Annotated in this window: 22 protein-coding genes and 1 tRNA gene; 15 read left to right on the forward strand and 8 right to left on the reverse strand. The window is 68.8% G+C overall.

Annotated elements, in window-relative coordinates:
- Nucleotides 1-55 precede the first annotated feature (55 nt).
- Nucleotides 56-208 carry a DUF3309 family protein gene (locus K9U41_RS03370; RefSeq protein WP_282639452.1) on the forward strand — a complete coding sequence of 51 codons (153 nt, stop codon included), beginning with the start codon at nucleotides 56-58 and terminating at the stop codon, nucleotides 206-208.
- A 116-nt stretch (nucleotides 209-324) separates the two neighbouring features.
- Here the strand turns inward: K9U41_RS03370 and K9U41_RS03375 are convergent, their stop codons facing one another.
- Nucleotides 325-1,686: an aspartate aminotransferase family protein gene (locus K9U41_RS03375; RefSeq protein WP_282639453.1), complete on the reverse strand. Its 1,362-nt coding sequence runs from the start codon at nucleotides 1,684-1,686 to the stop codon at nucleotides 325-327.
- A 372-nt stretch (nucleotides 1,687-2,058) separates the two neighbouring features.
- Here K9U41_RS03375 and K9U41_RS03380 point away from each other — a divergent pair, with 372 nt between their 5' ends.
- Nucleotides 2,059-3,861: a tetratricopeptide repeat protein gene (locus tag K9U41_RS03380; protein WP_282639454.1), complete on the forward strand. Its 1,803-nt coding sequence runs from the start codon at nucleotides 2,059-2,061 to the stop codon at nucleotides 3,859-3,861.
- 440 nt (nucleotides 3,862-4,301) lie between these two features.
- Complete coding sequence (locus K9U41_RS03385; protein ID WP_282639455.1) at nucleotides 4,302-5,690, forward strand: sigma-54-dependent transcriptional regulator; 1,389 nt, start codon at nucleotides 4,302-4,304, stop codon at nucleotides 5,688-5,690.
- A 22-nt stretch (nucleotides 5,691-5,712) separates the two neighbouring features.
- Here the strand turns inward: K9U41_RS03385 and hslU are convergent, their stop codons facing one another.
- The 3 genes from hslU to K9U41_RS03400 form a co-directional block, all read right to left on the reverse strand.
- The gene (hslU, locus tag K9U41_RS03390; RefSeq protein WP_282639456.1) at nucleotides 5,713-7,020 is read right to left on the reverse strand and encodes an ATP-dependent protease ATPase subunit HslU; all 1,308 of its coding nucleotides are present in this window, start codon (nucleotides 7,018-7,020) and stop codon (nucleotides 5,713-5,715) included.
- 174 nt (nucleotides 7,021-7,194) lie between these two features.
- Entirely contained in the window at nucleotides 7,195-7,743 is a 549-nt protein-coding gene (gene hslV, locus K9U41_RS03395) for an ATP-dependent protease subunit HslV (protein ID WP_282639457.1), read from the reverse strand.
- 87 nt (nucleotides 7,744-7,830) lie between these two features.
- Nucleotides 7,831-8,622, reverse strand: a complete 792-nt coding sequence (locus K9U41_RS03400; protein ID WP_282639458.1) for an alpha/beta fold hydrolase — start codon at nucleotides 8,620-8,622, stop codon at nucleotides 7,831-7,833.
- 142 nt (nucleotides 8,623-8,764) lie between these two features.
- Between K9U41_RS03400 and hisB the strand changes: the two genes are divergently transcribed.
- From hisB to coaA, 7 genes are read left to right on the forward strand one after another with little or no spacing between them, the layout of a single operon-like run.
- Entirely contained in the window at nucleotides 8,765-9,358 is a 594-nt protein-coding gene (hisB, locus tag K9U41_RS03405; protein ID WP_282639459.1) for an imidazoleglycerol-phosphate dehydratase HisB, read from the forward strand.
- Between the two features lie 12 nt (nucleotides 9,359-9,370).
- A complete protein-coding gene (locus K9U41_RS03410) occupies nucleotides 9,371-9,865 on the forward strand; it encodes a DUF2628 domain-containing protein (RefSeq protein WP_282639460.1) in 495 nt (164 codons plus the stop codon).
- A gap of 2 nt (nucleotides 9,866-9,867) precedes the next feature.
- A complete protein-coding gene (gene hisH, locus K9U41_RS03415; protein WP_282639461.1) occupies nucleotides 9,868-10,515 on the forward strand; it encodes an imidazole glycerol phosphate synthase subunit HisH in 648 nt (215 codons plus the stop codon).
- Entirely contained in the window at nucleotides 10,503-11,240 is a 738-nt protein-coding gene (gene hisA / locus K9U41_RS03420; protein WP_282639462.1) for a 1-(5-phosphoribosyl)-5-[(5-phosphoribosylamino)methylideneamino]imidazole-4-carboxamide isomerase, read from the forward strand. Before hisH ends, hisA begins: the two co-directional genes overlap by 13 nt.
- Nucleotides 11,241-11,247: 7 nt before the next feature.
- The gene (gene hisF / locus K9U41_RS03425) at nucleotides 11,248-12,024 is read left to right on the forward strand and encodes an imidazole glycerol phosphate synthase subunit HisF (RefSeq protein ID WP_282639463.1); all 777 of its coding nucleotides are present in this window, start codon (nucleotides 11,248-11,250) and stop codon (nucleotides 12,022-12,024) included.
- A gap of 51 nt (nucleotides 12,025-12,075) precedes the next feature.
- Entirely contained in the window at nucleotides 12,076-12,402 is a 327-nt protein-coding gene (locus tag K9U41_RS03430) for a phosphoribosyl-ATP diphosphatase (RefSeq protein WP_282639464.1), read from the forward strand.
- 19 nt (nucleotides 12,403-12,421) lie between these two features.
- On the forward strand, nucleotides 12,422-13,393 hold the full coding sequence (gene coaA / locus K9U41_RS03435; RefSeq protein ID WP_282639465.1) for a type I pantothenate kinase: 972 nt from the start codon (nucleotides 12,422-12,424) through the stop codon (nucleotides 13,391-13,393).
- A 91-nt stretch (nucleotides 13,394-13,484) separates the two neighbouring features.
- Here the strand turns inward: coaA and K9U41_RS03440 are convergent, their stop codons facing one another.
- Nucleotides 13,485-14,960 carry a porin gene (locus K9U41_RS03440; protein ID WP_282639466.1) on the reverse strand — a complete coding sequence of 492 codons (1,476 nt, stop codon included), beginning with the start codon at nucleotides 14,958-14,960 and terminating at the stop codon, nucleotides 13,485-13,487.
- A gap of 420 nt (nucleotides 14,961-15,380) precedes the next feature.
- Nucleotides 15,381-15,857, reverse strand: coding sequence for a J domain-containing protein (locus K9U41_RS03445; RefSeq protein ID WP_282639467.1), 477 nt, complete (start codon nucleotides 15,855-15,857; stop codon nucleotides 15,381-15,383).
- A 591-nt stretch (nucleotides 15,858-16,448) separates the two neighbouring features.
- Here K9U41_RS03445 and K9U41_RS03450 point away from each other — a divergent pair.
- On the forward strand, nucleotides 16,449-17,984 hold the full coding sequence (locus K9U41_RS03450) for an ATP-binding protein (RefSeq protein WP_282639468.1): 1,536 nt from the start codon (nucleotides 16,449-16,451) through the stop codon (nucleotides 17,982-17,984).
- A gap of 191 nt (nucleotides 17,985-18,175) precedes the next feature.
- On the opposite strand, the gene K9U41_RS03455 is transcribed toward K9U41_RS03450, so the two are convergent.
- Nucleotides 18,176-18,661, reverse strand: coding sequence for a DUF1269 domain-containing protein (locus K9U41_RS03455; protein ID WP_282639469.1), 486 nt, complete (start codon nucleotides 18,659-18,661; stop codon nucleotides 18,176-18,178).
- Between the two features lie 305 nt (nucleotides 18,662-18,966).
- A tRNA-Arg gene (locus tag K9U41_RS03460) sits at nucleotides 18,967-19,043 on the reverse strand.
- 140 nt (nucleotides 19,044-19,183) lie between these two features.
- Between K9U41_RS03460 and K9U41_RS03465 the strand changes: the two genes are divergently transcribed.
- The 4 genes from K9U41_RS03465 to rpsA all read left to right on the forward strand — a co-directional run bounded on the left by K9U41_RS03465 (nucleotide 19,184) and on the right by rpsA (nucleotide 24,502).
- Nucleotides 19,184-20,185, forward strand: a complete 1,002-nt coding sequence (locus K9U41_RS03465) for a hypothetical protein (protein ID WP_282639470.1) — start codon at nucleotides 19,184-19,186, stop codon at nucleotides 20,183-20,185.
- 107 nt (nucleotides 20,186-20,292) lie between these two features.
- Nucleotides 20,293-21,768, forward strand: coding sequence for a M48 family metalloprotease (locus K9U41_RS03470; RefSeq protein ID WP_282639471.1), 1,476 nt, complete (start codon nucleotides 20,293-20,295; stop codon nucleotides 21,766-21,768).
- A 116-nt stretch (nucleotides 21,769-21,884) separates the two neighbouring features.
- Entirely contained in the window at nucleotides 21,885-22,397 is a 513-nt protein-coding gene (locus K9U41_RS03475) for a universal stress protein (RefSeq protein ID WP_282639472.1), read from the forward strand.
- Between the two features lie 377 nt (nucleotides 22,398-22,774).
- Nucleotides 22,775-24,502, forward strand: coding sequence for a 30S ribosomal protein S1 (gene rpsA, locus K9U41_RS03480; RefSeq protein WP_282639473.1), 1,728 nt, complete (start codon nucleotides 22,775-22,777; stop codon nucleotides 24,500-24,502).
- Nucleotides 24,503-24,805 lie beyond the last annotated feature (303 nt).

Consider the following 24,805-nt stretch of genomic DNA (forward strand, 5'->3'; position numbering starts at 1 on the left):
TTATCATCGGCGAGAGGTGAGACGAAGCTCCGCCGATCGATAAGGGAGGCCGTCCATGTCCACTATTCTGATTATCGTCCTCGTGCTGCTGCTCATCGGGGCGCTGCCGCGGTGGGGCTACAACTCGGGCTGGGGCTATGGGCCCGGCGGCATTGTCGGCGTGCTGCTGATCATCGTCATCGTGCTCGCCCTGACGGGACGACTCTGACCCTCCGCAGGGTCCGCGCGGGCGGCATCCGCTGCCCAAGCCCCCGCTGAACACGTCATGCCCCGGCTGGACCGGGGCATGACTGTTTTTCAAGACACCGGCGCGCCGGACCGGGCTCACGCCACCTTTTCGATGACCCGGCCCAGCTTCTCCACCAGCTCGCCCACCTGATCCTTGGAGATGATGAGCGGCGGCGTCACCACCAGCGTGTCGCCGGCGATGCGCATCATCAGCCCTTCCTCGTGGAAGGCCCGCTCCAGCGCCTCGTAGCCCTTCAGGCCCGGCGCGCCGTCCTTCGGGGCGAGGTCCACGGCGCCGGTGATGCCCACGGTGCGGATGTCGAGGACGCCGGGCTTGTCCTTCAGGCTCATGATCGCGTCGGCGAAGAAGGGCTCCAGCGCGCGGGCATGGGTGAAGGTGTGCTCTTTCGCGTAGAGATCGAGGGTGGCAAGGCCCGCCGCGCAGGCCAGCGGGTGCGCCGAATAGGTGTAGCCGTGGAACAACTCCACCACGTGCTCCGGCCCCTTCATGAAGGCATCGTGGATGCCCTTGCGCACCAGCACGCCGCCCATGGGCACGGCGCCCGCGGTGATGCCCTTGGCGAAGGTGATCATGTCCGGCACCACGCCGTAGCGCTCGGCGGCGAAGGCGTGGCCGAGACGGCCGAAGCCGGTGATGACCTCGTCGAAGATCAGCAGGATGCGATGCTTGTCGCAGATCTCGCGCAGCCGCTTGAGATAGCCCTTGGGCGCCGGCAGCACGCCGGTGGAGCCGCCCATGGGCTCCACGATCACCGACGCGATGGTGGAGGCGTCGTGCAGGGCGACGATGCGCTCCAGCTCGTCGGCGAAATGCGCGCCGTAGTCCGGCTCGCCCTTGGTGAAGGCCTGGTTCTCGCGGTCATAGGTGGAGCGCAGGTGATCGACGCCGGTGAGCATGGTGCCGAAGGTGCGGCGGTTCGACACGATGCCGCCCACCGAGATGCCGCCGAAGCCGACCCCGTGGTAGCCGCGCTCGCGGCCGATGAGGCGGGTGCGGGTGCCGGCGCCCGTGGTCTGGTGGTAGGCCAGCGCGATCTTCAGCGCGGTGTCCACCGCCTCCGAGCCGGAATTGCAGAAGAAGACGTGGTCGAGATCCCCCGGCGCCAGTTCGGCGATGCGGCTCGCGAGGCGGAAGGCCTGCGGGTGGCCGTACTGGAAGGTGGGGGCGAAATCCACCTCGGTGGCGGCCTGACGAATGGCCTCCACGATGGGCTCGCGGTTATGGCCGGGATTGACGCACCACAGTCCGGCGCAGCCATCGAGAATGGCGCGGCCTTCCGGGGTGTAATAATGCATGTCCTTGGCCCGGGACACGAGCCGCGGTCGCTTCTTGAACGAACGGTTGGAGGTGAACGGCATCCAGAAGGCGTCGAGATCGTTGGGGATCGCGTCCGCCCGCACGCCCGCGCCTTCGGTGACCAGATCGTCCAGAGCCATGATGTAACCTCTCCCACGCGCCGGCAGCGTCAGGCGAGATCTGGGCCTGCCGGCTGCCATTCTTCGGCCGCGTCGGTGCGGAAGCTAGCAGCGCGCGGGGCCGCTGGAAACACCGGAGCCGGATACGTCTTGACACACCTGCCGCGCCCTTGGCGTCGCAGGGTGAACCCATCTGGGCTCAAGGGATTAGCGGACGATTCACCGTCTTGCCGGAAACGGCGGCGTTTCCAGTCCGGACCGATCGCGCCCAAGGGGAACGGTGGGCTGGCCCCCTTGCACGCACCTGGGTTCTGACCCACAAAGATTGTGACCGTGCGTAAGGATGGTATATTGGTAGAGCAAACACCAGAGGCTGGTGACCCGGACGCCGTCATGGACCTTGACGCCCCGGCACCCGCGGAGGCCGCGCCGCCGGGAGGCAACCAGGCGATCCTCGTGCGCGCCGCCCTGGAACGCGTGCTCGCGGCCCCTGACTTTATCGCGTCACCCCGCCTCGCGGCCTTCCTGCGTTTCGTCGTGGAGGCGACCCTTGAGGGGCGCGCCGACGAGATCAAGGGCTACACCATCGCCGTGGAGGCCCTGGGCCGCCCGCCCTCCTTCGATCCCCAGTCCGATCCCATCGTGCGCGTGGAAGCGACCCGGCTGCGGCGGGCGCTGGAGCGCTATTACACCACGGTGGGCGCCGAGGACCCTCTGGTCATCGACATTCCAAAGGGGGGCTATGTCCCCCTGTTCCAGCCTCGCGCCGAAGCACCCGCCGGGCCGGAGCCGCAACCCGCGCCCGCGGCGCCGGATGCGACGGATGCGCCGCGCCCCACGCCGGTCTGGCAGCGCACCGGGATGCGGTTGGCCGCCGCGGCGGCTGGCGTGGTGCTGTTGGCCGGGCTGGCGCTGCTGGCCGTGCAGATCAATCCGTTCGGATCCGACCGCGGCACCGCCCTGGCGGACCGCATCCGCCTGCCGGTGGTGGAGGTTCGCCCGTTCGAGGCCGCTGGCCCCGGCGCGCCGGCGGAGGCCGAACTGCGCGCCATCGAGGAGCAGATGCGCGACGCCTTCGCCCGCTTCGACTTCGTGGAGGTGAAGGCGGCGGGCGCCACCCCCCACGAAACCGGGGTGCCGGAGATCTGTTCCGGCCCGCAATCGCGCTCGGTCTTCGCCCTCGCCGGTCTCGCCGAAGGCCGTGCCGACGGCACCTTCTCCCTGGTCACAAGGGTCACCGACCGCTGCGACGGTTCTATCATCTGGTCGGCCTCCCTCGATGGCCTGGCGCAGGGGTCCGCGCTGGCGGACAGCGAGCGGCGCGCCGTTCGCGACGTCGCCACCGCGATCATGGAAAGCTATGGCGTCATCCCGGTCCGGGCGCGGGCACAGGCCCTGGCCAAGGCCCCCGATTCCGGCTTCGGCTGCATCGCCGCCGCCGTCGCCTACGTTCGCGGCGATCCCCAGGGCCAGCGCGGCAACGGGACCGCATGCCTTGTCCAGCTGACCCGGCGCGAACGGGATTTCGCCCTTGGCTACGCGGTGCGGGCGACGGCGCAGCTCTACGCCACCTTGCACGACGACACGCCCAATCCCACCGCCGAGGAAATGGAGGAGTTCCTCGACGCGGCGGAACGGGCGGCCGAGCTGGCCCCGGCGAGCGCCTACGCGGCCCGCACCCTCGCGCTGGTCCAGCTCTTCGCCGGCGAGCCGGACGACGCCGTCGCCACCGCCGAGAAGGCGCTGAAGCTCAATCCGCTCGATTTCGACGTGGCGGCGACGGTGGCCACGGTGTTCATCGGCGCCGGCCGCGTCGAGGAAGGCGAGGCCCTGCTCTTGCGCGCGCGGCGCGAAGGCGCGGTCCGCACCAACCATCAGGATACGTTCCTCGGCATGGCCGCCTTCATGCGGAACGATGTCCTCGCCGCGCAGGCCATGGTGCCGCAGCTCACGCTTCATTCCGCCATTGAGAGCAAGCTCGCGCTCGCGCTGTGTCTCCACACGCTCGGCCGCGCGAGCAGCGAGCGGGAGGTGGTCGGGGCGCTGCTCCACCGCATGCCGGACGGGGCGGAAGGTGTGCGCCGTCTCGTCCACCGCCTGCTGCCGGCCCCGGCGCTGGCCGACAAGGCCCTTGCCGCGCTGGAGACCGCCGGCCTCTCCCGCGAGGCCGTGGCTGGAAAGCCACCGCGGGGATAGACCCTGTCTCACGCGAATCAGAAGTCGGCGCGCACCGGAACGGGGGCGCGCTGCGGCGCCCGTGGTCCCGGAAAATGCGCGAGGGTTCGACCGGCCCGGATTGAACAAATCCGCGCCGTGGATGCGCTGACCGATCTCGCGGAAGCCCGCGCCTTTTCAGGTTTCTCAGGGCCGAAAGCCCTTGCGGCGCCTGCGAGAGGGATGAATCCGTCCCCGATGCGGCGCGCCATGGGATGGCGCTTGCGGCATATGATACCCACGACTGCCCATAGGTTGGGCACGGATTCACCTAAAGCACTGCATGTTCTTGTTTCCAAGGCTTTTCACCATGCAGTATCTGTAACCATGCCTGCCTGGACCGCTCCAGAGACCGGATCGATCACTTTGTCTCGTTTGACGATCAGGTCCTCTTACCGTAGCCTTTTACCCGAATACGCGCCATGATTGTGAACCCTTCGGCCCCCCAGACCGACCGGCGCACCTGCGTTCTGGTCTGCGACCCGGACTCGGACGTGCGCACCATGATGCGTGCCGCGTTCGCCCGGCGCGATGCCTTGCACGTGCTGGAAGCGGAGGATCTCGCCGCGGGCGTGCCCCTGGCGCCGCGCTGCGCGGCCATCCTGCTGGCGGCTGACCATCCGGAAGAAGCGACCCGGCGGCTGCGGGCGGCCGGTTTTGCGGGAACGCTGGTGGTGGCGCTGGCGCGTGGGGCTTCGGTGGCGGACGCCGTGGCTGCCATGCGCGCCGGCGCCGACGACGTGGTGATCAAGCCCATCGGGCCCGAGGACGTGGTGGACCGCCTTTTGGCGTCAACGCCGGCCCGTCGTCCGGAACGGCGGCGGCGCGATCGTCCCCAGCTGCCGCGCAATGGCGACTTCTGCGGCTTCCTCGGCCGCTCGCCGGCCATGCAGGCGGTCTATGAGCAGATCGAGCGCCTGGCGGCGTCCCGCGCGCCGGTCTTCGTGACCGGGGAAAGCGGAACCGGCAAGGGTCTGGCCGCCGCCGCCCTGCACGCGGCCTCGACACGGCAGGACGGCCCCTTCAATGCCCTCAACTGTTCCGCCATCCCCGCGAGCTACATGGAACAGGCCGTCTTCGGCCTGACCGGCCCCGGCGCCATCGAACGCGCCCACGGCGGCACGCTGCTGCTCGACGAGGTGGCGGAGCTGGACAACGCCACCCAAAGCAAGCTGCTTCATTTCCTGGAGAAAGGCCGCTTCCGCCGGGCCGGCGAGACGGACGAGCGTACCAGCGACGTGCGCCTCGTCTGCGCCACCGCGCGCGATCCGCTGGAGGACGTGCGCGCGGGCCGCCTGCGCGAAGACCTGTTCTACCGGCTGGACGTTCTCACCCTGGCCCTGCCGCCCCTGCGCGAGCGCGGCGACGATGTGGTTGTCCTTGCGGAAGCTTTCCTGGCCCGCTTCGCCGGCGAGGAAGGACGGCCCATTTCGCGGCTCGGCCCCGGCGCGGCCGAGGTGCTGCGGGCCCGCCCCTTCCCCGGCAATGTCCGGGAACTTCAGAACCTGATGCGGCGCGCTGTGCTTCTCGGCGACGGCGGCTTGCTGGGACCCGACCTGTTCGAGGAGACCGAGCCGGCGCACCAGGCCGAAGCGCCCCACGCCCAGGCCATCGCCAAGCTGATCGATGCGGCGCATGGAGGCACGTTCGGCCGGGTCGAGCCCTTCGCCATCGTGGAGCGGCGGGTGATCGAGGCGGCCATCGCCGCGTTCGACGGCAACATCCCGCTGGCGGCAGCCGCCCTCGACCTCAGCCCCTCCACCCTCTACCGCAAGAAGCTCGCCTGGCAGGATCGGCGCCGCCTCTCCTGAGAGACCCGGCGCCCCGGCTCGGTCAGAGGATGAAGCGGCTCAGGTCGGCGTTGCGCGCCAGGTCGGCGACGCGCGAGCGCACATACTCCGCATCCACCACCACGCTCTCGCCGGAGCGGTCGGGTGCGGAGAAGGACAGGTCGTCCAGCACCCGCTCGATGACGGTCTGGAGCCGCCGGGCGCCGATATTCTCCACGTTGGAATTCACCTCCACCGCCGCGTCGGCGATGGCCTCCACCGCGTCGGCGGTGATGGTGAGCGTCACCCCCTCGGTGCCCATGAGCGCCACCGACTGCTTGACGAGGCTCGCCTCAGTCTCGGTGAGGATGCGCACGAAATCAGCCCGCGTCAGCGCCTCCAGCTCCACCCGGATGGGCAGGCGGCCCTGCAGCTCGGGCAACAGGTCCGACGGCTTGGAGACGTGGAAGGCGCCGGAGGCGATGAACAGGATGTGGTCGGTCTTCACCGGCCCGTGCTTGGTGGAGACCGTGGTGCCCTCGATGAGGGGCAGCAGGTCCCGCTGCACGCCCTCGCGGGAGACATCCGCGCCCGAGCGGCCCTCGCGGCCGGCGATCTTGTCGATCTCGTCGAGGAAGACGATGCCGTTGTTCTCCACCTGGTGGATGGCATCCTGGACGATGGCGTCCTGGTCGATGAGCTTGTCCGCCTCCTCCGCGAGGAGCAGCGGATGGGCCTCCTTCACGTTGACGCGGCGCGGCTTGGAGCGGCCGCCGAAGGCCTTGCCCAGCATGTCGCCCAGATTGACGGCGCCCATCTGCGTCCCCGGCATGCCGGGGATCTCGAACATGGGCATGCCCTGGCCGCCGGCCTGGATCTCGATCTCCACTTCCTTGTCGTCCAGCTCGCCCGCGCGCAGGCGCTTGCGGAAGGCGTCGCGGGTGGCGGGGGAGGCGGTGGCGCCCACGAGCGCGTCGAGCACCCGGTTCTCGGCGGCGAGATGGGCTTTCGCCTGCACATCCTTGCGCCGCGCCTCGCGCACCAGGCCGATGCCCACCTCCACGAGGTCGCGCACGATCTGCTCCACGTCGCGGCCCACATAGCCCACTTCCGTGAACTTGGTGGCCTCCACCTTGAGGAAGGGCGCGCCGGCAAGGCGGGCGAGGCGGCGGGAAATCTCGGTCTTGCCGACGCCGGTGGGGCCGATCATCAGGATGTTCTTGGGCAGCACCTCCTCGCGCAGCTTGTCGTCCAGCTGCTGGCGCCGCCAGCGGTTGCGCAGGGCGATGGCCACCGCCCTCTTCGCATTGGCCTGGCCGACGATGTGGCGGTCCAGCTCGGAGACGATCTCGCGGGGGGAAAAGTCGCTCATGAAGGGTCGCTCATGGAATCTGGTGGCGTTCGGGTCGCGGTCCGGCGCGCCGTGAAGGCGCGAGCAGGGCCTTATACCATCGGCCTCGGTCTTCGACCGACGCCAAGTGGGTACGCTCAGGCGCCGCGCGGGCTTGGCCGGTGGCCCATGAGTCAAACTCACGGGCCATCGGTATTAGGCGCCGATGGTTTCCACCACGATGTTGCGGTTGGTGTAGACGCAGATGTCGGAGGCGATCTCCAGCGAGCGGCGCACGATGGCCTCGGGATCCTCCTCGCGGTCGAGCAGGGCCCGCGCGGCAGCCAGCGCGAACATGCCGCCAGAGCCGATGCCGGCCACCCCCACCTCCGGCTCCAGCACGTCGCCGGTGCCGGTGAGCACGAGGGAGATGGAGGCATCCGCCACGATCATCATGGCTTCCAGCCGGCGCAGGTAGCGGTCGGTGCGCCAGTCCTTGGCGAGTTCCACGGCGGCGCGCTGGAGCTGCCCGGGATATTGCTCCAGCTTGGCTTCCAGCCGCTCGAACAACGTGAAGGCATCCGCCGTGGCGCCGGCGAAGCCGCCGATCACATCCCCCCGGCCGAGCCGGCGCACCTTGCGCGCGTTGGATTTCAGAACGGTCTGGCCAAGCGTCACCTGCCCGTCGCCCGCTATGGCAACGCGGTTGCCCTTGCGGACGGTGACGATGGTGGTGCCGTAAATGGTATCCGGGGAATGCTGCATGAAAAGCTCCGCTCGGGGCCTTACTTAGGGCGTTCCGGCGCGGACGCAACCGAGCGGCGGCAATCTCTCCCCCTCAGCTGCCTTGCCTCAGCTGCCTTGCAGGAAGGCGCGGACGGTGGTGGCGAAATTCGCCGGGGCCTCCACCATGGGGCAGTGCCCGCTGTCGAGGATTTCATCCAGCGCCGCGCCGTTGATGCCGTCCGCGATCTCCCGCACCATGTGGGGCGAGAACAGGCGGTCGTCGTCGCAATAAATGGCCAGCGTCGGGGCCGAGATGCGGCCGAGCCGCGCGATGGTGTCCACCTTGGCGCACACGTCGAGCTGGCGCAGGAAGGCGTCCTTCTCCTGGTAGAGCCCGGCATCCAGGGATTGCTGCACCGCAGCAAAGAGCGGGATCGTCTTCAGCGTCTTCATGCCCAGCACGAAGCTGGTGAGCGCCGCGCCGAAGGTCAGCTCGTTGTCGAGCTGGAGCCTCAGCTCCTTGAGCAGGCGCATGATCTCGGTGGTGTAGAGGTCGTTGCGGGCGATGGTGTTGGAGAGCACCAGCCGGTCCACGCGCTGCGGCGCCATGAGGGCCAGCTCCTGGGCGATCATGCCGCCCATGGAATGGCCGATGACGTGCGCCTTCGGGATTCCCGCCGCGTCGAGCACGGCAAGGGCGTCGCGCGCCATGTCCGCTGCGGTATAGGGTCCCGTGGCGCGCGCGCTCTTGCCGATATCGCGGTTGTCGAACTCGATGAGGGTGAAGCCCGCGAGCAGCGGTCGCGTCAGCGCCCAGAACGAGCGCTCCGCGGACAGGCCGGAAATGATGAGGACCGGCGGCCCCTCCCCGCTCACCTGATAGGCAAGTTCGAGCCCGTCGTTCTGCGTCGTCGGCATCGGCATCCCCCAAGCGCTGGCGCTGGTGCTATGCCACATCCGCCACGGCGAGGGGAGGATCGGATGCCGGAAAACGTCATCTCTTCGCCATATGGCAATGCAGCGACGTTACTGATAGAACCCGCGGCCTTGGAGGAGTTCCATGCGCAAGGCCGACATCGTCCGCGAAACCAAGGAGACCCGCGTCGCCCTCACCGTCGATCTCGACGGCACGGGCCGCTCTGCCATCTCCACGGGGATCGGCTTCCTGGACCATATGCTGGACCTTCTGGCCCGGCACGCCCGCTTCGACCTTGAGATCAAGGCCGTGGGCGACCTCCATGTGGATTTCCACCACACCACCGAGGATGTGGGCATCGTGCTCGGCCAGGCGCTGAAGAAGGCGCTCGGCGACATGCGCGGCATCACCCGCTATGCCGACGTGCTGCTGCCCATGGACGAGACCCTGACCCGCGTCGCCCTCGACATTTCGGGCCGGCCGTTCCTGGTGTTCCGCACCGAATTCGCGGTGCCCAAGATCGGCGAGTTCGACACCGAGCTGGTGCGCGAGTTCTTCCAGGCCTTCGCCTCCAGCGCCGGGGTGACCCTGCATGTGGAGACGCTGTACGGCGTGAACGCCCACCACATCGCGGAAAGCTGCTTCAAGGGCCTCGCCCGGGTGCTGCGGGCGGCGGTGGCGGTGGACCCGGCGGCGGCGGGGGAGATCCCCTCCACCAAGGGCGCTCTGGGAACCTGAGGGAGCCGGACGATGGCCATCTGGACGGTCCTGAGCAGGACGGAACCCGGCGACACCGCCGAGGCGGTCGCCGGCCGCACCGTGTTCGTGCGCGAGAAGTTCTCGTGGGCGACCCTGTTTTTCGCGCCGTTCGTGCTGGCGCGCTTCCGGCTCTGGCTGCCGCTTGCCGCCTATGTGGCGGTGGTGGTGGTGCTGCAGCTCGCCGAGCACTTCGCCGGCCTGGCCCAGGCGGTGACCGACGTGGTGATGGCGGGCTTCCACCTGCTGCTGGCCTTCGAGCTGCCGGCCCTGCGCCTGCGCAAGCTGGCCCGGCAGGGCTATGAGGAAGCCGCCGTGGTGATCGCCCGCGACCGGGACGAGGCGGAGCAGCGTTTCTTCGCGGACTGGGTCGGGGCCCGTCCCGCTCCGCCGGTGCGTGCCGATCTCCCGGCCATCCGCCCCATGGTGCCCCCCGCCGCCTTCGCGGGCGGCCAGGCCGGCGTCATCGGCGCCTTTCCGGGAGCCTGAGGATGAGCGTCGCGATCATCGACTATAATTCCGGCAACCTGCACTCCGCCGCCAAGGCCATGGAGCGCGCCGCCCTCGATGTGGGCGCGGAACGGGTGGTGGTCACCAGCGATCCCGACGTGGTGCGCACCGCCGACCGGGTGGTGCTGCCGGGCGTCGGCGCCTTCGCCGACTGCCGCGCCGGCCTCGACGCCGTGCCCGGCATGGTGGAGGCCATGACCGAGGCGGTGAAGGCGCGCGGCCGCCCCTTCCTCGGCATCTGCGTCGGCCTCCAGCTGCTCGCCGAGCGCGGGCTGGAGCACGGGGTGACCGAAGGCCTCGGCTGGATTCGCGGCGAGGTGGAGCGCATCACCCCCGCCGACCCCGAGCTGAAGATCCCGCACATGGGCTGGAACACGCTCCAGACCGCGCGCGAACACCCGCTGCTGGCCGGTATTCCCACCGGCGAAGGCGGGCTGCACGCCTATTTCGTGCATTCCTACCACCTGAAGCCGGCCGACGGCATCGACCTCGTCGCCACCACGGACTATGGCAGCACCATCACCGCCATGGTCGCGCGCGACAACGTGGCCGGCACCCAGTTTCATCCCGAGAAGAGCCAGAGGCTCGGCCTTGCGCTCCTCGCGAATTTCCTGAAGTGGCACCCGTGATCCTTTTTCCGGCCATCGACCTCAAGGACGGCCTCGCCGTGCGCCTCGAACAGGGCGACATGGCGCGGGCCACCGTGTTCAACCGCGATCCCGCCGCCCAGGCGGCGGAGTTCGAGACCCTCGGCTTTCGCTACCTCCATCTCGTGGACCTCGACGGCGCCTTCGCCGGCAAGCCGGTCAACGCGGCGGCGGTGGAGCGCATCCTGGAGACCGTCTCCATCCCGGTGCAGCTCGGCGGCGGCATCCGCGACCTGAAGACCGTCGAGGCATGGCTGGGCAAGGGGGTGACCCGCGTCATCCTCGGCACCGCCGCGGTGCGCGACCCGGACTTCGTGAAGGCTGCGGCGAAAGCCCATCCCGGCCGCATCGTGGTGGGCCTCGACGCCCGCGACGGCCGCGTCGCCGTGGAGGGCTGGGCCGAGACCTCGGACATCGCCGCCGTGGACATCGCCAGGAGGTTCGAGGATGCGGGCGTCGCCGCCATCATCTACACCGATATCGCCCGCGACGGCCTGCTCAAGGGCCTGAACCTCGACGCCACCGTGGCGCTGGCGGAAGCGGTGAACCTGCCGGTGATCGCCTCCGGCGGCCTTGCCTCGCTGGCGGACATCGAGGCGCTGCTCACCCCGCGCGCGAAGCGGCTTCAGGGCGCCATCACCGGCCGCGCCCTGTACGATGGCCGGCTCGATGCCCGCGAGGCGCTGGCGCTGGTGGCGGGACGATAGGTGTGCCATGCTGAAAGTCCGCGTCATCCCCTGCCTCGACGTGAAGGACGGCCGCGTGGTGAAGGGTGTCCAGTTCGTGGACCTGCGCGACGCCGGTGATCCGGTGGAGGCGGCTCGGGCCTATGACCTCGCCGGCGCGGACGAGCTGACCTTCCTCGACATCACCGCCAGCCACGAGAACCGCGGCACCATCCTCGACGTGGTGCGCCGCACCGCCGAGCAGTGCTTCATGCCGCTCACCGTGGGCGGCGGCGTGCGCACCGTGGACGACGTGCGCACCCTGCTGCATGCCGGCGCCGACAAGGTCTCCATCAACACCGCCGCCGTGAACCGCCGCGCCTTCGTGGGCGAGGCGGCGGAGAAGTTCGGCGAGCAGTGCATCGTGGTGGCCATCGATGCCAAGAAGGTGAGCAAAGAGGGCGAGGAGAACCGCTGGGAGATCTTCACCCACGGCGGGCGCACCCCCACCGGCATCGACGCCATCGCGTTCGCCCGCGAGGTGGTGGACCTCGGTGCCGGCGAGATCCTGCTCACCTCCATGGACCGGGACGGCACCGGCCAGGGCTTCGACTGCGCCCTCACCCGCGCGGTGGCGGACGCGGTGCACGTGCCGGTGATCGCCTCCGGCGGCGTCGGCACCCTCGACCATCTGGTGGACGGCATCCGCGACGGTGGCGCCTCGGCGGTGCTGGCCGCCTCCATCTTCCATTTCGGCACCTTCACCATCCGCGAGGCCAAGGAACGCCTTGCGGAAGCGGGGCTGCCGGTCCGCCTCGACGTTTAGGCCGCGCGCCTGGACGCCCCCTTCCCCGCCCTCCGTCTCCCGGCCACCGTCATGAGCGACAGCTTCACCCTCGCCGACCTCGAAGCCATCGTCGCGGCGCGCGCCTCGGCGGATGCGGGGGCGTCCTATACCCGCTCGCTGCTCGACAAGGGCGTCGAGAAATGCGCCCAGAAGCTGGGCGAGGAGGCGGTGGAGACGGTGATCGCCGCCGTCGCCGGCGATGAGAAGGCGCTCGTCGCGGAAACCAGCGATCTCATCTACCATCTCCTCGTGCTGCTGAAGGCGCGCGGGGTGCCGCTGGCCGATGTCCATGCGGAGCTTGCGCGACGCACCGGCCAGTCCGGCCTTGCCGAAAAAGCCGCCCGGCAGCACGGCTGAGGAAAGCACGAGGCACCCCATGGATCGACGGCTCGACCCAGGCCTCTCGCCCTATCGCACCTTTTCGCGCGCCGAATGGGCCGCGCTGAGACGCGACACGCCCATGACCCTGCGGCCGGATGAAATCACCCGGCTGGAGGGCCTCGGCGTCCATCTCTCCATGCAGGAGGTGGAGGAAATCTACCTCCCGCTGTCCCGCCTGCTGTCGCTTTACGTTGCGGCAACGCAAAAGCTCTTCCGCGCCATGAGCCACTTCCTCGACCACCGCGACAGCGAGGCGAACGGCGATGGCAAGATGCCCTACATCATCGGGGTGGCCGGATCGGTGGCGGTGGGCAAGTCCACCACTGCCCGCGTGCTCCAGGCGCTGCTGGCGCGCTGGACCAACACGCCCAAGGTGGACCTCGTCACCACCGACGGGTTCCTCCTGCCCAACGCCATCCTCGAGCGCGAGGGGCTGATGGAGAAGAAGGGCTTCCCCGAAAGCTACGACCTGCCGCTGCTGCTGCGCTTCCTCACCGACATCAAGGCCGGCCGGCGGCCGGTGCGCGCGCCGCTCTATTCCCACTTCTTCTACGACGTGATGCCCGACCAGTATGTGGAAATCGACCGGCCGGACATCCTGATCGTCGAAGGCCTCAACGTGCTGCAGACCACCCGCCCGCCGAAGGATGGCAAGGCCATTCCCTTCGTCTCCGACTTCTTCGACTTCTCGGTCTATATCGATGGCGACGAGGACGTGATCGAGCGCTGGTACGTGGAGCGCTTCATGCGGCTGCGGGCCACCGCCTTCAAGGACCCTTTGTCCTACTTCCACCGCTACTCGCAGCTCACCGAAGAGCAGGCCCGCGCCACCGCCCTGTCCATCTGGCGCGGCATCAACCTGCCCAACCTCGTGGACAATGTGCTGCCCACCCGCCAGCGCGCCGACCTCATCCTGCGCAAGACCGGCGAGCACGAGGTGGCGGAGGTGAGCCTGCGCCGCCTGTAATGCCAACAGCCCGCGCGACGCTTGGGTGGACCCGCTCGGCCCCGGTCAACGACCGAGGCCGATGGTATAACGGCGGCGCGGCCGATAGCCCTCAGAAGCTGCGCTGGATTCGCACCGCGCCGGAAACGGCGTTGGCGGAGCCACCTACCAGCGTGGGAATGACGCCCCCGCTGGCGGAAACGGCGCTGGCGATGCCCAGCGGCCGGCTGCCGTCGACGGCGGTGTAGACCACCTCCGCGCCGATATCGAGATCGCGCACCGGCGACCAGAAGGTGTTCACGCCCGCCTGCCACATGGCGAAGCTCGCCGCCCCCACCACATTGGTCGGCACATCCACGCTGACATAGCCGCCGAACACGGCGGAGCGCACCGCGGGCACCCAGAAATGCCGGAACTGGCCCTGGATCGCCCACGCGCCGACCATCTCGTAGGATCCGTCCGGACCCATCACCGCGTCGGCGAGGGGATAATAGGCGCCGCTCATGAGGCCGACGCTGTTGAGCGGGATATAGCCGATGGCCTGCAGCCGGTTCTGGTTGCCGGCGGCAAGACCGGCATAATTGAGGGCGCCTTGGGAATAGTTGGCCTGAAGGTAAAGGCTGTCGCCCGCGCCGATGAACGGCAGCCGGATCTCGGTATAGGCGCCGAGGGCATAGCCCCATTGGCTGGTGCTGGAACTGCCGATGAAAGCCGCGCCGAGATAGGCGGGGGCCATGGCCCCCACCTGGTGCAGCGCACCGGCCAGTTGCACCAGTCCCCACGCCCCCTCGGCCCGCAGGTTCGCGACCACATCCGGTGTCTGCTGGCCGGCCTGGTAGTTCGCATAGAGCAAGGGGGTGCCGGTGCCGCCGCTCACGAACGGAAAGTCGGACGGCGAGGTCACGCCGGTGATGCTCACGCCCGTGGCCTGGACGCCGGTGGTGCGGTTGGCCGCATCCTCAATGGCGAACGAGGCGGAAAAGCCGTTGCCGAATTCGGCCGTGTAGGCCGCCGTGGTGTTCCAGGTGTCCGAGCCCGCGAACAGGGTGGCGATGGAATAGCCGATGCCGGTGTCGAAGAACGACTGGGTATAGCCGAACGTCAGCCCCCCGAACTGGATGAAAGCGCGTTCGATATAGAGGCCAGGCCCGGGCCCGTTGCCGGGCCCGATCTGGGAATCCCATTCGGCGCCGCCACGGAAATAGGAGCGCAAGGTGCCGTAGTCGGTCTGCGTCCGCGCATCGATCTCCGCGACGCCGCGCCCCTGGGTGAAGTAATCGGCGTCGTGCTTATCCCGGAACGGAAAGGCGAACGGCGAGTATCCCGGCCCGCCGAACGCCGAGCCCTGCGAGAAGATCGCCGCGACATTCATGTAGGTGTCAAAGCGGGCCCACCCGCCGACCCTCAGGCAGGTGTCCGTGCCCGGAATGTAGTAAAATCCGGGGCCATAGGCCGCGCAGACCTTCACATTCTCCGTGGCCTGGGCCTTGACCGGCAGGTCGGCCGCCTGGGCCATGCCCGGCGCAAACAGCGTCGTCAGGCACACAAGGCTGATGGCGCCGTGCGGCGCCCAGGAACGTCCGTTCATTTTCCCCCCCGCCCGGACTTCCCCCGAACGCGTCGCCGGGGTGAAGCCGCTCTTCCTTCCATCCGGGCCGGGCTAAGGTAACCGAGGGCTGATGCAGCCGGCGGGGATGGCAGAGGCGGCCAATGTAGGCGAACGCGCCGCGGCGCGCCTAGTGCAGGAACAGCTCATGCTGAACCAAACGCAGTGGAAATCCGCTTCTAACCTTGAGTCAGGTGCGCAAAGCAGCCTTTGACGGTATCAAGATGCAATTTCGTCGGAAGATTGGGGGGCATGCGCGGGAATCACTCGTGGCCAACGCGACCGCCGGGCGGAAGGCGCCGCGCCGGCAGGGCCGAAACGGCCCATCCGTCCACATCCCAGTGGAGCGGTCCATTGAAGGGAAAGCGTGCCCCTCGCCCTGACTATCTTTGCCCAGAATGCCTATGAGGCGCCGGCGAACTGGTCGAGCAGCGCGTCCCGGGCTTCCGCGATGCGGCGATACCGTTCGTCGCTGCCGCCGGCGTCCGGATGCGCGCTCTTGGCCAGGCGCCGGAAGGCGGCATTGATCTCCGACGGCTTGAGCACGCCCTCCATGGGCAGGTCGAGGGCCTCGCGGTGCTCCTTGTCGTCCTCGTCGAAATTCAACCGGGACAGGAAGGCCTGGCGCTTCTTCCGCGCCTCGATGCGCAGTTCCACCTGATCCTGCTGCCACCTCGCCCGCGACATGACGAGGCATTCGCCGAAGGCGATCCGGCCCTTGGTTTCAAGCTCGTCCAGGCTGAACGGCCCCACGACCCCATAGGGCGGCGCGAGACAGGCGCTCCGCCCGCCCTCGCCCTGTTCGATCTGGCCAATCGTCACCGTGTCGAGGACCCCCAGGGAGCCGTTCCAGACGACCCATTGCTCTTTGTCCGTCATGCCACGTGCTTCCATGCATGAGCCGGCGCCGCGCCCCCTTTTGTCCGAAAGGGTTCGCGACCGCTGGACCATCGGTGCCTGCATGCAGGTTTGAAGCCAAGGCGCACCCGGCGCGCCGTCCCGAGGGATGCGGCTTCCGGTCCGGTGTCCGCAGGCGCGGACAGCCGGGGCAGGCACCGGCGTGCAAACCTCCCGGGCTCGATGCTGCCGGCGTCGATGCTGCCGGCGTCAGGCAAGACCAAAGGCCGTCGAGCTTGACTCGCCGGCCTTTGGTCAAGCCCCTGGCGCCTGGTCGATGCCCTCTCGGCCTCGGCCGCAGACCGAGGCCCATGGTATAATGATGTACATGCGCACGCGCATGGCCGCTCTGATCTGGCATCGGGCACGCCCGCGCTGCGGCCGGATCGCGTCGCAACCCAGCCCACCGCATTCATCCCGCGCGTGTTTTGAGACCTCTGCGCGGACCGGGACGGGGCAACAAGGCCGGCACCGGCTCCAGCCTCTCCCGCACCGTGCGGTTGAACCCGCGGCGCGAATTGATATGAGTGCCCCCATGATTTCTTGCGCCCTCCCCGCAGGGCGGTCGCCGCGATGACGGCGCCCGCCAAGGTGTCCATCGACCTCGGCACCCGCGCGGGCGGGGACACGGCCGTGCTGGACCTGGAGGAACTGCTGGCCACGCGCCTGCTGGTGCAGGGCAATTCCGGCTCCGGCAAGTCGCACCTGCTGCGCCGCCTGCTGGAACAGAGCGCGCCGTGGGTGCAGCAGGCCATCATCGATCCGGAGGGCGATTTCGTCACCTTGGCGGACCGCTACGGCCATGTGGTGGTGGATGCCCAGCGCGGCGAGGCGGACCTCCAGCGCATCGCCGCCCGGGTCCGCCAGCACCGGGTCTCGGTGGTGCTCAACCTGGAAGGGCTCGACGCCGAGCAGCAGATGCGCGCCGCCGCCGCCTTCCTGGGCGGCCTGTTCGATGCCGACCGCGATGTCTGGTATCCGGTTCTGGTGGTGGTGGACGAGGCGCAATTGTTCGCCCCCACCGCCGCGGGCGAGGTATCGGACGAGGCCCGCAAGGTGTCCCTCGGCGCCATGACCAATCTCATGTCCCGCGGCCGCAAGCGCGGCCTTGCCGGGGTCATCGCCACCCAGCGCCTCGCCAAGCTCGCCAAGAATGTGGCGGCGGAAGCCTCCAACTTCCTCATGGGCCGCACCTTCCTCGACATCGACATGGCCCGCGCCGCCGACCTGCTGGGCATGGAGCGGCGCCAGGCCGAAATGTTCCGCGACCTGCAGAGCGGCCATTTCATCGCGCTGGGTCCCGCTCTGGCGCGCCGGCCGCTGCCGATCCACATCGGCCCGGTGGAGACCGCCGCGCGCTCCACCAGCCCCAAGCTGGTGCCGCTGCCGGAGCCCGCCGCCGCCGAGGACGCCCACGACCTCATCTTCACCCCCGGCGCCGACGAGGTCCGCCCGCTGGTGCCGCGCCGTCCGCCGGCCGTGGCGCCCACGGCGGACGTGCTGGCCCAACTCGCGCGCAGCGGGTCCCCGGCGCCGCCGCAGGCCGCCGCGCCGCAGGTGCCAAGCCTCTCGCCCGAACAGCGTCAGGCCGCCATCGATGCGGCGCTGCGCGAGATCCTGAGCGAGCGCGACGCCGGCTTCCGCACCATCTCCGTGCTCTATCAGGATTTCCTGGTGCGCTGCCGCATCCACAGGATCGGCGGGGACGCCCTGAGCCTGTCGGCGTTCCGCCGCCGGCTGGCGGTGGCCCATGCGGGCATCGATGCCGCCGAGGCGGAAGCGGAGGATTCCCCCTGGGCCGAGGTGCTGGCCATGGCCGGCACCCTGCCGGAGGACATGCAGGGCGTGTTCCTTTCGCTGGCCCGCGCCGCATTCGACCGCCGCACCTGCCCCTCCGATGCCGACGTGGCCCGGGCCTATGGCAGCCGCTCGCCGGGCCGGGCGCGGCGCCTTCTGGCCTATATGGAGGAGCGTCAGGTGATCGTCTGCCGGCTCGACAGCCAGGGCCGGCGCATCGTGGCCATCCCCGGCCTCGCCTGGGAAACCGAGCCCGGCGATCCCAACGCCGCCGCCAGCGCCAGCACGCCCGAGGCGACCGCCGCCGACTGAAGCGCGCAGACCGCCCCGCGGCCCGATGATCCCGGCAGACGCGGTCTGCGGCCGCCGGACCCAGATGGCCACCCCCACGACGTCGCGGGGCGCGACGTCAAGCCTGGGATCATTGAGCGCGGCGCTCGCAAAGGCGAACGGCCGAGCCGCCACACGACCCCGGTGCGGCAGCCCAGCTATCGCGCGAGACGCTATGCGCCCTTGAGGGCGGCCTGGAGCTTTTCTTCCTGCTCGGTGGAGAGGCTGGTCTGGAGCACGGTGCCGCCGAACTGGGCCATGTCGGCCACCACCTTGTCCGCAGTCACCTTGCCGACGAGAACGCACAGCGCAGCCTGATTCGGACCAAGCGCCGAGCTGGCCTGCTTGATGAAGTCATCATTGATGCCCACGTCGGTGAACTTTCCCGCGAGGGCGCCCGCGCCGGCACCGATGGCCATGCCCAGGAGCGGGTTCAGGAAGAGGAGCCCGACGAGGCCGCCCCAAAGGCCGCCCGACGCCGCGCCCGCGAGGGTCGTGTTCACCAGCTGGTGCAGCTTGATCGAGCCGTCCTCCTGCCGGACGGCGATCACGGCGTCGCCCAGCTCGATCAGATATTCCTTCTGGAGCTTCAGAAGCTCCTGCCGGGCGGCCTCTGCTTTGGCCTCAGATTCATAGGCAATGATAACGAGGTCAGCCATGTCACTCTCCAAGGCAGTGCGTTCGGGTTCGCATCGGACCCGCCGCACGTCATACAGAGCATGTGCGTAAGATACGCAACCCCGGCCGACCGCAGAACAAAACGGGCGCGCCTTTCAGCAATGGAGAACCCGCCCATCGCGCTCAGGCAGGCTCCCGGCACCCCGCCGGCACCTGTGGCAACCCCATTGCCGAGGGATCTTCACCGGCTTGTTCTGCTCTGGAAAACAGGGCTCTCAAGGCCCCCGTCGCCATCCGGCCGGGGACGGCCTCGCCGAGGCGAAGAACGCGCAAGGCATGGACGCGCTGGTGTCCCGGAAGGGATTCGAACCCCTGACCTGCGGTTTAGGAAACCGCTGCTCTATCCTGCTGAGCTACCGGGACACAGCCTCCTTCTAGAACGAGCCGCAGCGGGAGGAAAGAGCGGCGGGCGGACAGTGGAAAGCGGGGAGTGGAAAGAGGGTGTAAGCAGAGTTGATCGGGGGCGCCTTCATGCGCACGCCGCCATCGGCTATCGTCCGGCCATGCAGTTGCGCACCCACCACACCCGCTTCGCCCGCAGCCGCGCGCAGGTACCGGAAGCGAAGCGGGAATGGGGCGTGCGCCGCCCACGGACGGCGCTCCTCGCCAGCGCCACGACCACCATCGCCTCAACCGCGATCGCCCTCGCGGCCGCCGCCGGACCGCAGACGGCCCGGGCAGACGCCGCCTGTGTGCCGGCAGATCAGGCCAGCCCGGACGAGGGCTCCCAGGCCAGCCTCGATACCCATCTTGGCACCAGCCTTGGCACCAATCTCGCCGCCACCTGGTCCGATGCGGGCGCCCTCATCCTCTCCGACGGGCGACGGTTCGTGCCGGAGGGCATCGCCCTGCCCTCGCGGCTCGCGAGCGATGCGGCACTGCCCCGGGCGGCCGAACGCGCGGTGCAGACGGCGCTTCAATCCTGCCTTGTGCGGCCCGGCGCGGGGCGCATGGACCGGCACGGCCGTTGGTCAGCGGCCGGATGGCTGAGCTGCCCGGCGCGACACGACCTTGCAGAAGAAGACCTCGCCACGGCACTGCTGCGGGCGGGCGCCGGCTATGCCCAGCCCACGGCACAGGATGGCAGTTGCCTCCCCCAGCGGCTCGCGGCGGAGACGCAAACCCGGGCGGCCCGGCGCGGCATCTGGGCCGAGCCGTCGGCGGTGGCGCCGGCCGCCGACGAGCAGGCCATGGCCATCCACGCGGGCCTGTTCACCGTAGCAGAGGGACGGGTGCTTGCGGCCGGCGGGACACAGGATCGGATTTTTCTCAATTTCGGGTCAAGCTGGCGGCAAGATTTCACTGCGATGATGGAAAGGGAGGATTTCGCCACAATCATGGGCGATAGCCTTGAACCAGCCATGTTGCGCGGCACCCTGGTGCGGGTGCGCGGCGTGGTGCGCGCGGAAGGGGGGCCTGCCATGATGCTGCGGCAGCCGGGCGAGATCGCCCTTCTGGCGGGCACCGAGGCGCGGGCAGTGCGCGCAAAGCGCGGCGGCGAGTGAAACGGTTGCATGAGGTTTCGGTGCGGGACGTGAGGCAGCAACGGCCGGACGGCAGGACGGAGCGGGCGACGCAGCCCGCGGCCGGGCGCGTCGCATGCCGTTGGGGCATGGTCCGTTGGACCATCTTGGCCCGCGCGCTGCCGCTGCTGTTCCCGCTGTGGCTGTCGGCCTGCACCGGCCTCGATCTCGACCAGGCGAGCGTGCCTTTGACCTCGCCCGCCTCGGCGTCCGAATACGCCGACATGTCGCCCAACCAGCGCCGCGAGCATGAGCGCCTGGTGGCGAGCTATGGCGGCGCCTACAACGATCCCGAGTTGAAGGCGCTGATCCAGCAGGTGGTGGAGCGGCTTGTGGCCGCCTCCGAGCGGCCCGACCTGAAGTATCGCGTCACGGTGCTGAACTCGCCGGCCATCAACGCCTTCGCCCTGCCGGACGGCTCCCTCTACGTCACCCGCGGCCTGCTGTCCCTCGCCAACGACACGTCCGAGCTGTCCTCCGTGCTGGCCCACGAGATGGCGCACGTCATCGCCCGCCACGCCACCATCCGCGAGGACCAGGTGAAGCAGGCGGTGCTGGTGAGCCGCGTCATCTCCGACGTGGTCAACGATCCCGACCTCGGGGCGCTGGCCATGCAGAAGAGCCGGCGCACGCTCGCCTCATTCTCCCGCGGGCAGGAACTGGAGGCCGACGCCATCGGGGTCGGCATCGCCGCGCGCGCGGGCTTCGATCCCTACGGCGCCTCGCGCTTCCTCACCGACATGGGCCGGTTCGGCGACCTGAAGAGCGCGGCCTTCTCAAGCTCCTCTTCCACCACGCCGGACATGGACTTCCTGTCCTCCCATCCGGCGACGCCGGAGCGCATCTCCATCGCCATCGCCAACGCCCGCCAATATGCCAATGGCGCCCCCCAGGGCGACGGCGAGCGCGACCGCAACGCCTATTTCTCCGCCATCGACGGCATGGTCTATGGCGACGATCCCAAGGAAGGCTTCGTGCGCGGGCGCAGGTTCTTCCATCCCAAGCTCGGCTTCACCTTCACCGCGCCCGAGGGCTTCTCGCTGGAGAACACCTCCCAGGCGGTGCTGGGCGCCACCCAGACCGGGCGGGAGGCGCTGCGCCTCGACGCGGTGCGGGTCGCCCCCGACCAGTCGCTGGCGCAGTATCTGTCCTCCGGCTGGGTCGAGGGGGTGGAGATCAATACGGTGGAAAGCCTCACCGTGAACGGATTTACCGCCTCAACCGCCATCGCCCGCGGCGACCAGTGGTCGTTCCGCATGTTCGCCATCCGCTTCGGATCGGACGTCTACCGCCTCATCTTCGCGGCACGGGAGCTGACCCCGGAGCTGGACAAGCAGTTCCGCACCGCCGCCGACACCTTCCGCCGCGTCTCCTCCGGCGAGGCGGAGACGGTGAAGCCGCTGCGGGTGCGCGTCGTCACCGCGGGGCTCGGCGACAATGTGGAGAAGATGGCCGCCCGCATGCAGGTGCCGGACCGGCCCATGGAACGCTTCCTGATCCTCAACGGGCTCGATGCCGCCGCCAAGCTCAAGTACGGCGAGAAGGTGAAGATCATCTCCGAGTGAGGCGGGGCGCCCGAATGCACGTCAAAGCGCGCCCGCTCCCGCCGAGTTGATCACGCTCAAGCCGCAGCCCGCTCGACCTTTGCTATCATTCCCTCTCCCGAAAGGGGGAGGAGACGATGTACAAGAACATCCTCGTCGCAACCGACGGCTCGGCCCTTTCCGATCTCGCCGTCACCCAGGCTATCGATCTGGCCGCAGCACTCCACGCCCGCCTGGTCCTTGTCACCGCCAGCGAGCCGTTCCACCTGCTCACCACCGAGGCGGAGCAGATCGCCGACACGGAAGACATCTATCGCCGCACCATGCAGCATCGCGCCGACCGCATCCTCGGCGCGGCGGCGGAGAAGGCCGCGGCCAGCGGCGTGGAGGCCGCGACGGTGCATGTGGAGAACGACCACCCGCACGAGGCCATCATCGCCACCGCCGAGCGCCAGCGATGCGACCTCATCGTCATGGCCTCCCACGGCCGGCGGGGCTTCTCCGCGCTGGTGCTCGGCAGCCAGACCACCAAGGTGCTCACCCATTCCACCATCCCCGTGCTGGTGGTCCGGGCCGAAGCGGCACCGGCCGAGCACGTGGCGGCCGGACACGCCTTTCCCGGCGCGACTCTTTCCGCGCGCCGGGACTGACCGGGGCGGATCCGGCGTTTCGAGACCGCGTTACCGCCGCGGCCGCCTCGCCTGAGGGGAGGCCGGCGCCAGCCCTTGCGTTGAAGGGGCTTTTGGACTATCTCAGCGCCGGTCCGAGGCTGCGCTCCTTCAAAAGCAGGAAGCCGCCCGGGCGGGCAGGGGTACGCGGGATACGCGGCCCTGATCGTCGGAGGCAGCCCGCCCTGGCTTTCGCTGAGCGCACATCGCGACACCCAATTCATCGTCCGTACCGCCCGGCTCATGCGCCGGCCCGCCGCTTTGCCGGCGGCCGTTCGTCCTTCCCCATGGAAAGACGGACACCCGAGCGGTTCGGACCTCGCAACGCGAGATGCCGGCGCAAGAAGTCTGGAGCGTGAATGTCCGCCGTAGAAACCACCCGTGAAGATTTCGCCGCCCTGCTCGACGAGAGCTTCGGCCGCGCCGACATGCAGGAAGGTGCCGTCGTCAAGGGCATCGTGGTCGCCATCGAGAAGGATCTGGCGATCATCGACATCGGTCTGAAGACCGAAGGCCGCGTGGCGCTGCGCGAATTCGCCGGCCCCGGCCGCGAGAACCCCATCCAGGTGGGCGACGAGGTCGAGGTCTATCTCGAGCGCGTCGAGAACGCCATGGGCGAAGCCGTCCTCTCGCGCGACAAGGCGCGCCGCGAGGAAAGCTGGATCAAGCTCGAGAAGGCGTTCACCGCCAACGAGAAGGTCTTCGGCGTGATCTTCAACCAGGTGAAGGGCGGCTTCACCGTCGATCTCGACGGCGCCGTGGCCTTCCTGCCGCGCTCCCAGGTGGACATCCGCCCGATCCGCGACGTCGGCCCGCTGATGCACAACCAGCAGCCGTTCCAGATCCTCAAGATGGACCGCCGCCGCGGCAACATCGTGGTCTCCCGCCGCACCGTGCTGGAAGAGACCCGCGCCGAGCAGCGCCACGAGCTGGTCCAGAACCTCGAGGAAGGCCAGGCCATCGACGGCGTGGTGAAGAACATCACCGATTACGGTGCGTTCGTTGACCTCGGCGGCATCGACGGCCTGCTGCACGTCACCGACATCGCCTGGCGCCGCGTGAACCACCCGACCGAGGTGCTCAACATCGGCCAGACGGTCAAGGTCAAGATCATCAAGATCAACCACGAGACCCACCGCATCTCGCTCGGCATGAAGCAGCTTCTGGGCGATCCCTGGGAGGGCATCGAGGCCAAGTATCCGGTGGAGGCCCGCTTCAAGGGTCGCGTCACCAACATCACCGACTACGGCGCGTTCGTGGAACTGGAGCCGGGCATCGAAGGCCTGATCCACGTCTCCGAAATGTCGTGGACCAAGAAGAACGTCCACCCCGGCAAGATCGTCTCCACCTCCCAGGAGGTCGAGGTCCAGGTGCTGGAAGTGGACAGCGCCAAGCGCCGTATTTCCCTGGGTCTGAAGCAGACGCTTCAGAATCCGTGGGAAGCGTTCGCCGAGAAGTATGCCCCCGGCGCGGTGGTGGAAGGCGAGGTCAAGAACAAGACCGAGTTCGGCCTGTTCCTCGGCCTCGACGGCGACGTGGACGGCATGGTCCACCTCTCCGACCTCGACTGGAACCGTCCGGGCGAGCAGGTGATCGACGAATACCGCAAGGGCGACATGGTCAAGGCCGTGGTGCTCGACGTGGACGTCGAGAAGGAGCGCATCTCGCTGGGCATCAAGCAGCTTGCCGGCGATCCCTTCGCCGAGGCTGGCGAGGTGAAGAAGGGTGCCATCGTCACCTGCGAAGTCACCGACGTGAAGGACGGCGGCATCGAGGTGAAGCTCACCGGCACCGACCTCTCCGCCTTCATCAAGCGGTCGGAACTGGCCCGCGAGCGCAACGACCAGCGCCCCGAGCGCTTCTCGGTGGGCGACAAGCTGGATGCCCGCGTCACCCTGTTCGACCGCAAGGCGCGCAAGGTGCAGGTCTCCGTCAAGGCGCTCGAGATCGCCGAGGAGAAGGAGGCCGTGGCCACCTACGGCTCGCAGGATAGCGGCGCCTCTCTCGGTGACATCCTCGGCGCCGCGCTCAAGCAGCGCGCTGCCGGCGGCGAGGCCGACGAAAAGGAAGAGACCAAGGAAGACTGATCGCATCCTTCGCGATCAATCGAAACGGAAAGGGCCGGCGCACTGCGCCGGCCCTTTTCTTTTGCGCTGGAGCTAGAGCATTTTCCGTTCGCACTGGCTCACGTAAAACGCTCTAGAATTTTGTTTTGACGCGTTTTCTTTACGCGAGCCGGTATCCACTTCGCTTGAAAACGCTCTAGAGCGGTAGCCGATCATTTTGAATCGCCGGGGCTTTTCAAATCAGTGCCGAGCTGATTCAAGCTTCCTGCCGGAGTTGGAGGCCGGCAGGCATGGTCAAGGCGCTGTCGCTCGATCTTCGGGTGC

It is taken from the genome of Xanthobacter autotrophicus (assembly GCF_029991245.1).
GTDB classification, from domain to species: Bacteria; Pseudomonadota; Alphaproteobacteria; order Rhizobiales; family Xanthobacteraceae; genus Xanthobacter; species Xanthobacter autotrophicus_C.

Excerpts from the sequence above, each read along its gene's own strand:
- K9U41_RS03370 (WP_282639452.1), top strand. The coding sequence starts at position 56 with ATGTCCACTATTCTGATTATCGTCCTCGTGCTGCTGCTCATCGGGGCG.
- K9U41_RS03375 (WP_282639453.1), bottom strand. The coding sequence starts at position 1,686 with ATGGCTCTGGACGATCTGGTCACCGAAGGCGCGGGCGTGCGGGCGGAC.
- K9U41_RS03380 (WP_282639454.1), top strand. The coding sequence starts at position 2,059 with ATGGACCTTGACGCCCCGGCACCCGCGGAGGCCGCGCCGCCGGGAGGC.
- K9U41_RS03385 (WP_282639455.1), top strand. The coding sequence starts at position 4,302 with ATGATTGTGAACCCTTCGGCCCCCCAGACCGACCGGCGCACCTGCGTT.
- hslU (WP_282639456.1), bottom strand. The coding sequence starts at position 7,020 with ATGAGCGACTTTTCCCCCCGCGAGATCGTCTCCGAGCTGGACCGCCAC.
- hslV (WP_282639457.1), bottom strand. The coding sequence starts at position 7,743 with ATGCAGCATTCCCCGGATACCATTTACGGCACCACCATCGTCACCGTC.
- K9U41_RS03400 (WP_282639458.1), bottom strand. The coding sequence starts at position 8,622 with ATGCCGACGACGCAGAACGACGGGCTCGAACTTGCCTATCAGGTGAGC.
- hisB (WP_282639459.1), top strand. The coding sequence starts at position 8,765 with ATGCGCAAGGCCGACATCGTCCGCGAAACCAAGGAGACCCGCGTCGCC.
- K9U41_RS03410 (WP_282639460.1), top strand. The coding sequence starts at position 9,371 with ATGGCCATCTGGACGGTCCTGAGCAGGACGGAACCCGGCGACACCGCC.
- hisH (WP_282639461.1), top strand. The coding sequence starts at position 9,868 with ATGAGCGTCGCGATCATCGACTATAATTCCGGCAACCTGCACTCCGCC.
- hisF (WP_282639463.1), top strand. The coding sequence starts at position 11,248 with ATGCTGAAAGTCCGCGTCATCCCCTGCCTCGACGTGAAGGACGGCCGC.
- K9U41_RS03430 (WP_282639464.1), top strand. The coding sequence starts at position 12,076 with ATGAGCGACAGCTTCACCCTCGCCGACCTCGAAGCCATCGTCGCGGCG.
- coaA (WP_282639465.1), top strand. The coding sequence starts at position 12,422 with ATGGATCGACGGCTCGACCCAGGCCTCTCGCCCTATCGCACCTTTTCG.
- K9U41_RS03440 (WP_282639466.1), bottom strand. The coding sequence starts at position 14,960 with ATGAACGGACGTTCCTGGGCGCCGCACGGCGCCATCAGCCTTGTGTGC.
- K9U41_RS03445 (WP_282639467.1), bottom strand. The coding sequence starts at position 15,857 with ATGACGGACAAAGAGCAATGGGTCGTCTGGAACGGCTCCCTGGGGGTC.
- K9U41_RS03450 (WP_282639468.1), top strand. The coding sequence starts at position 16,449 with ATGACGGCGCCCGCCAAGGTGTCCATCGACCTCGGCACCCGCGCGGGC.
- K9U41_RS03455 (WP_282639469.1), bottom strand. The coding sequence starts at position 18,661 with ATGGCTGACCTCGTTATCATTGCCTATGAATCTGAGGCCAAAGCAGAG.
- K9U41_RS03465 (WP_282639470.1), top strand. The coding sequence starts at position 19,184 with ATGCAGTTGCGCACCCACCACACCCGCTTCGCCCGCAGCCGCGCGCAG.
- K9U41_RS03470 (WP_282639471.1), top strand. The coding sequence starts at position 20,293 with ATGGTCCGTTGGACCATCTTGGCCCGCGCGCTGCCGCTGCTGTTCCCG.
- K9U41_RS03475 (WP_282639472.1), top strand. The coding sequence starts at position 21,885 with ATGTACAAGAACATCCTCGTCGCAACCGACGGCTCGGCCCTTTCCGAT.
- rpsA (WP_282639473.1), top strand. The coding sequence starts at position 22,775 with ATGTCCGCCGTAGAAACCACCCGTGAAGATTTCGCCGCCCTGCTCGAC.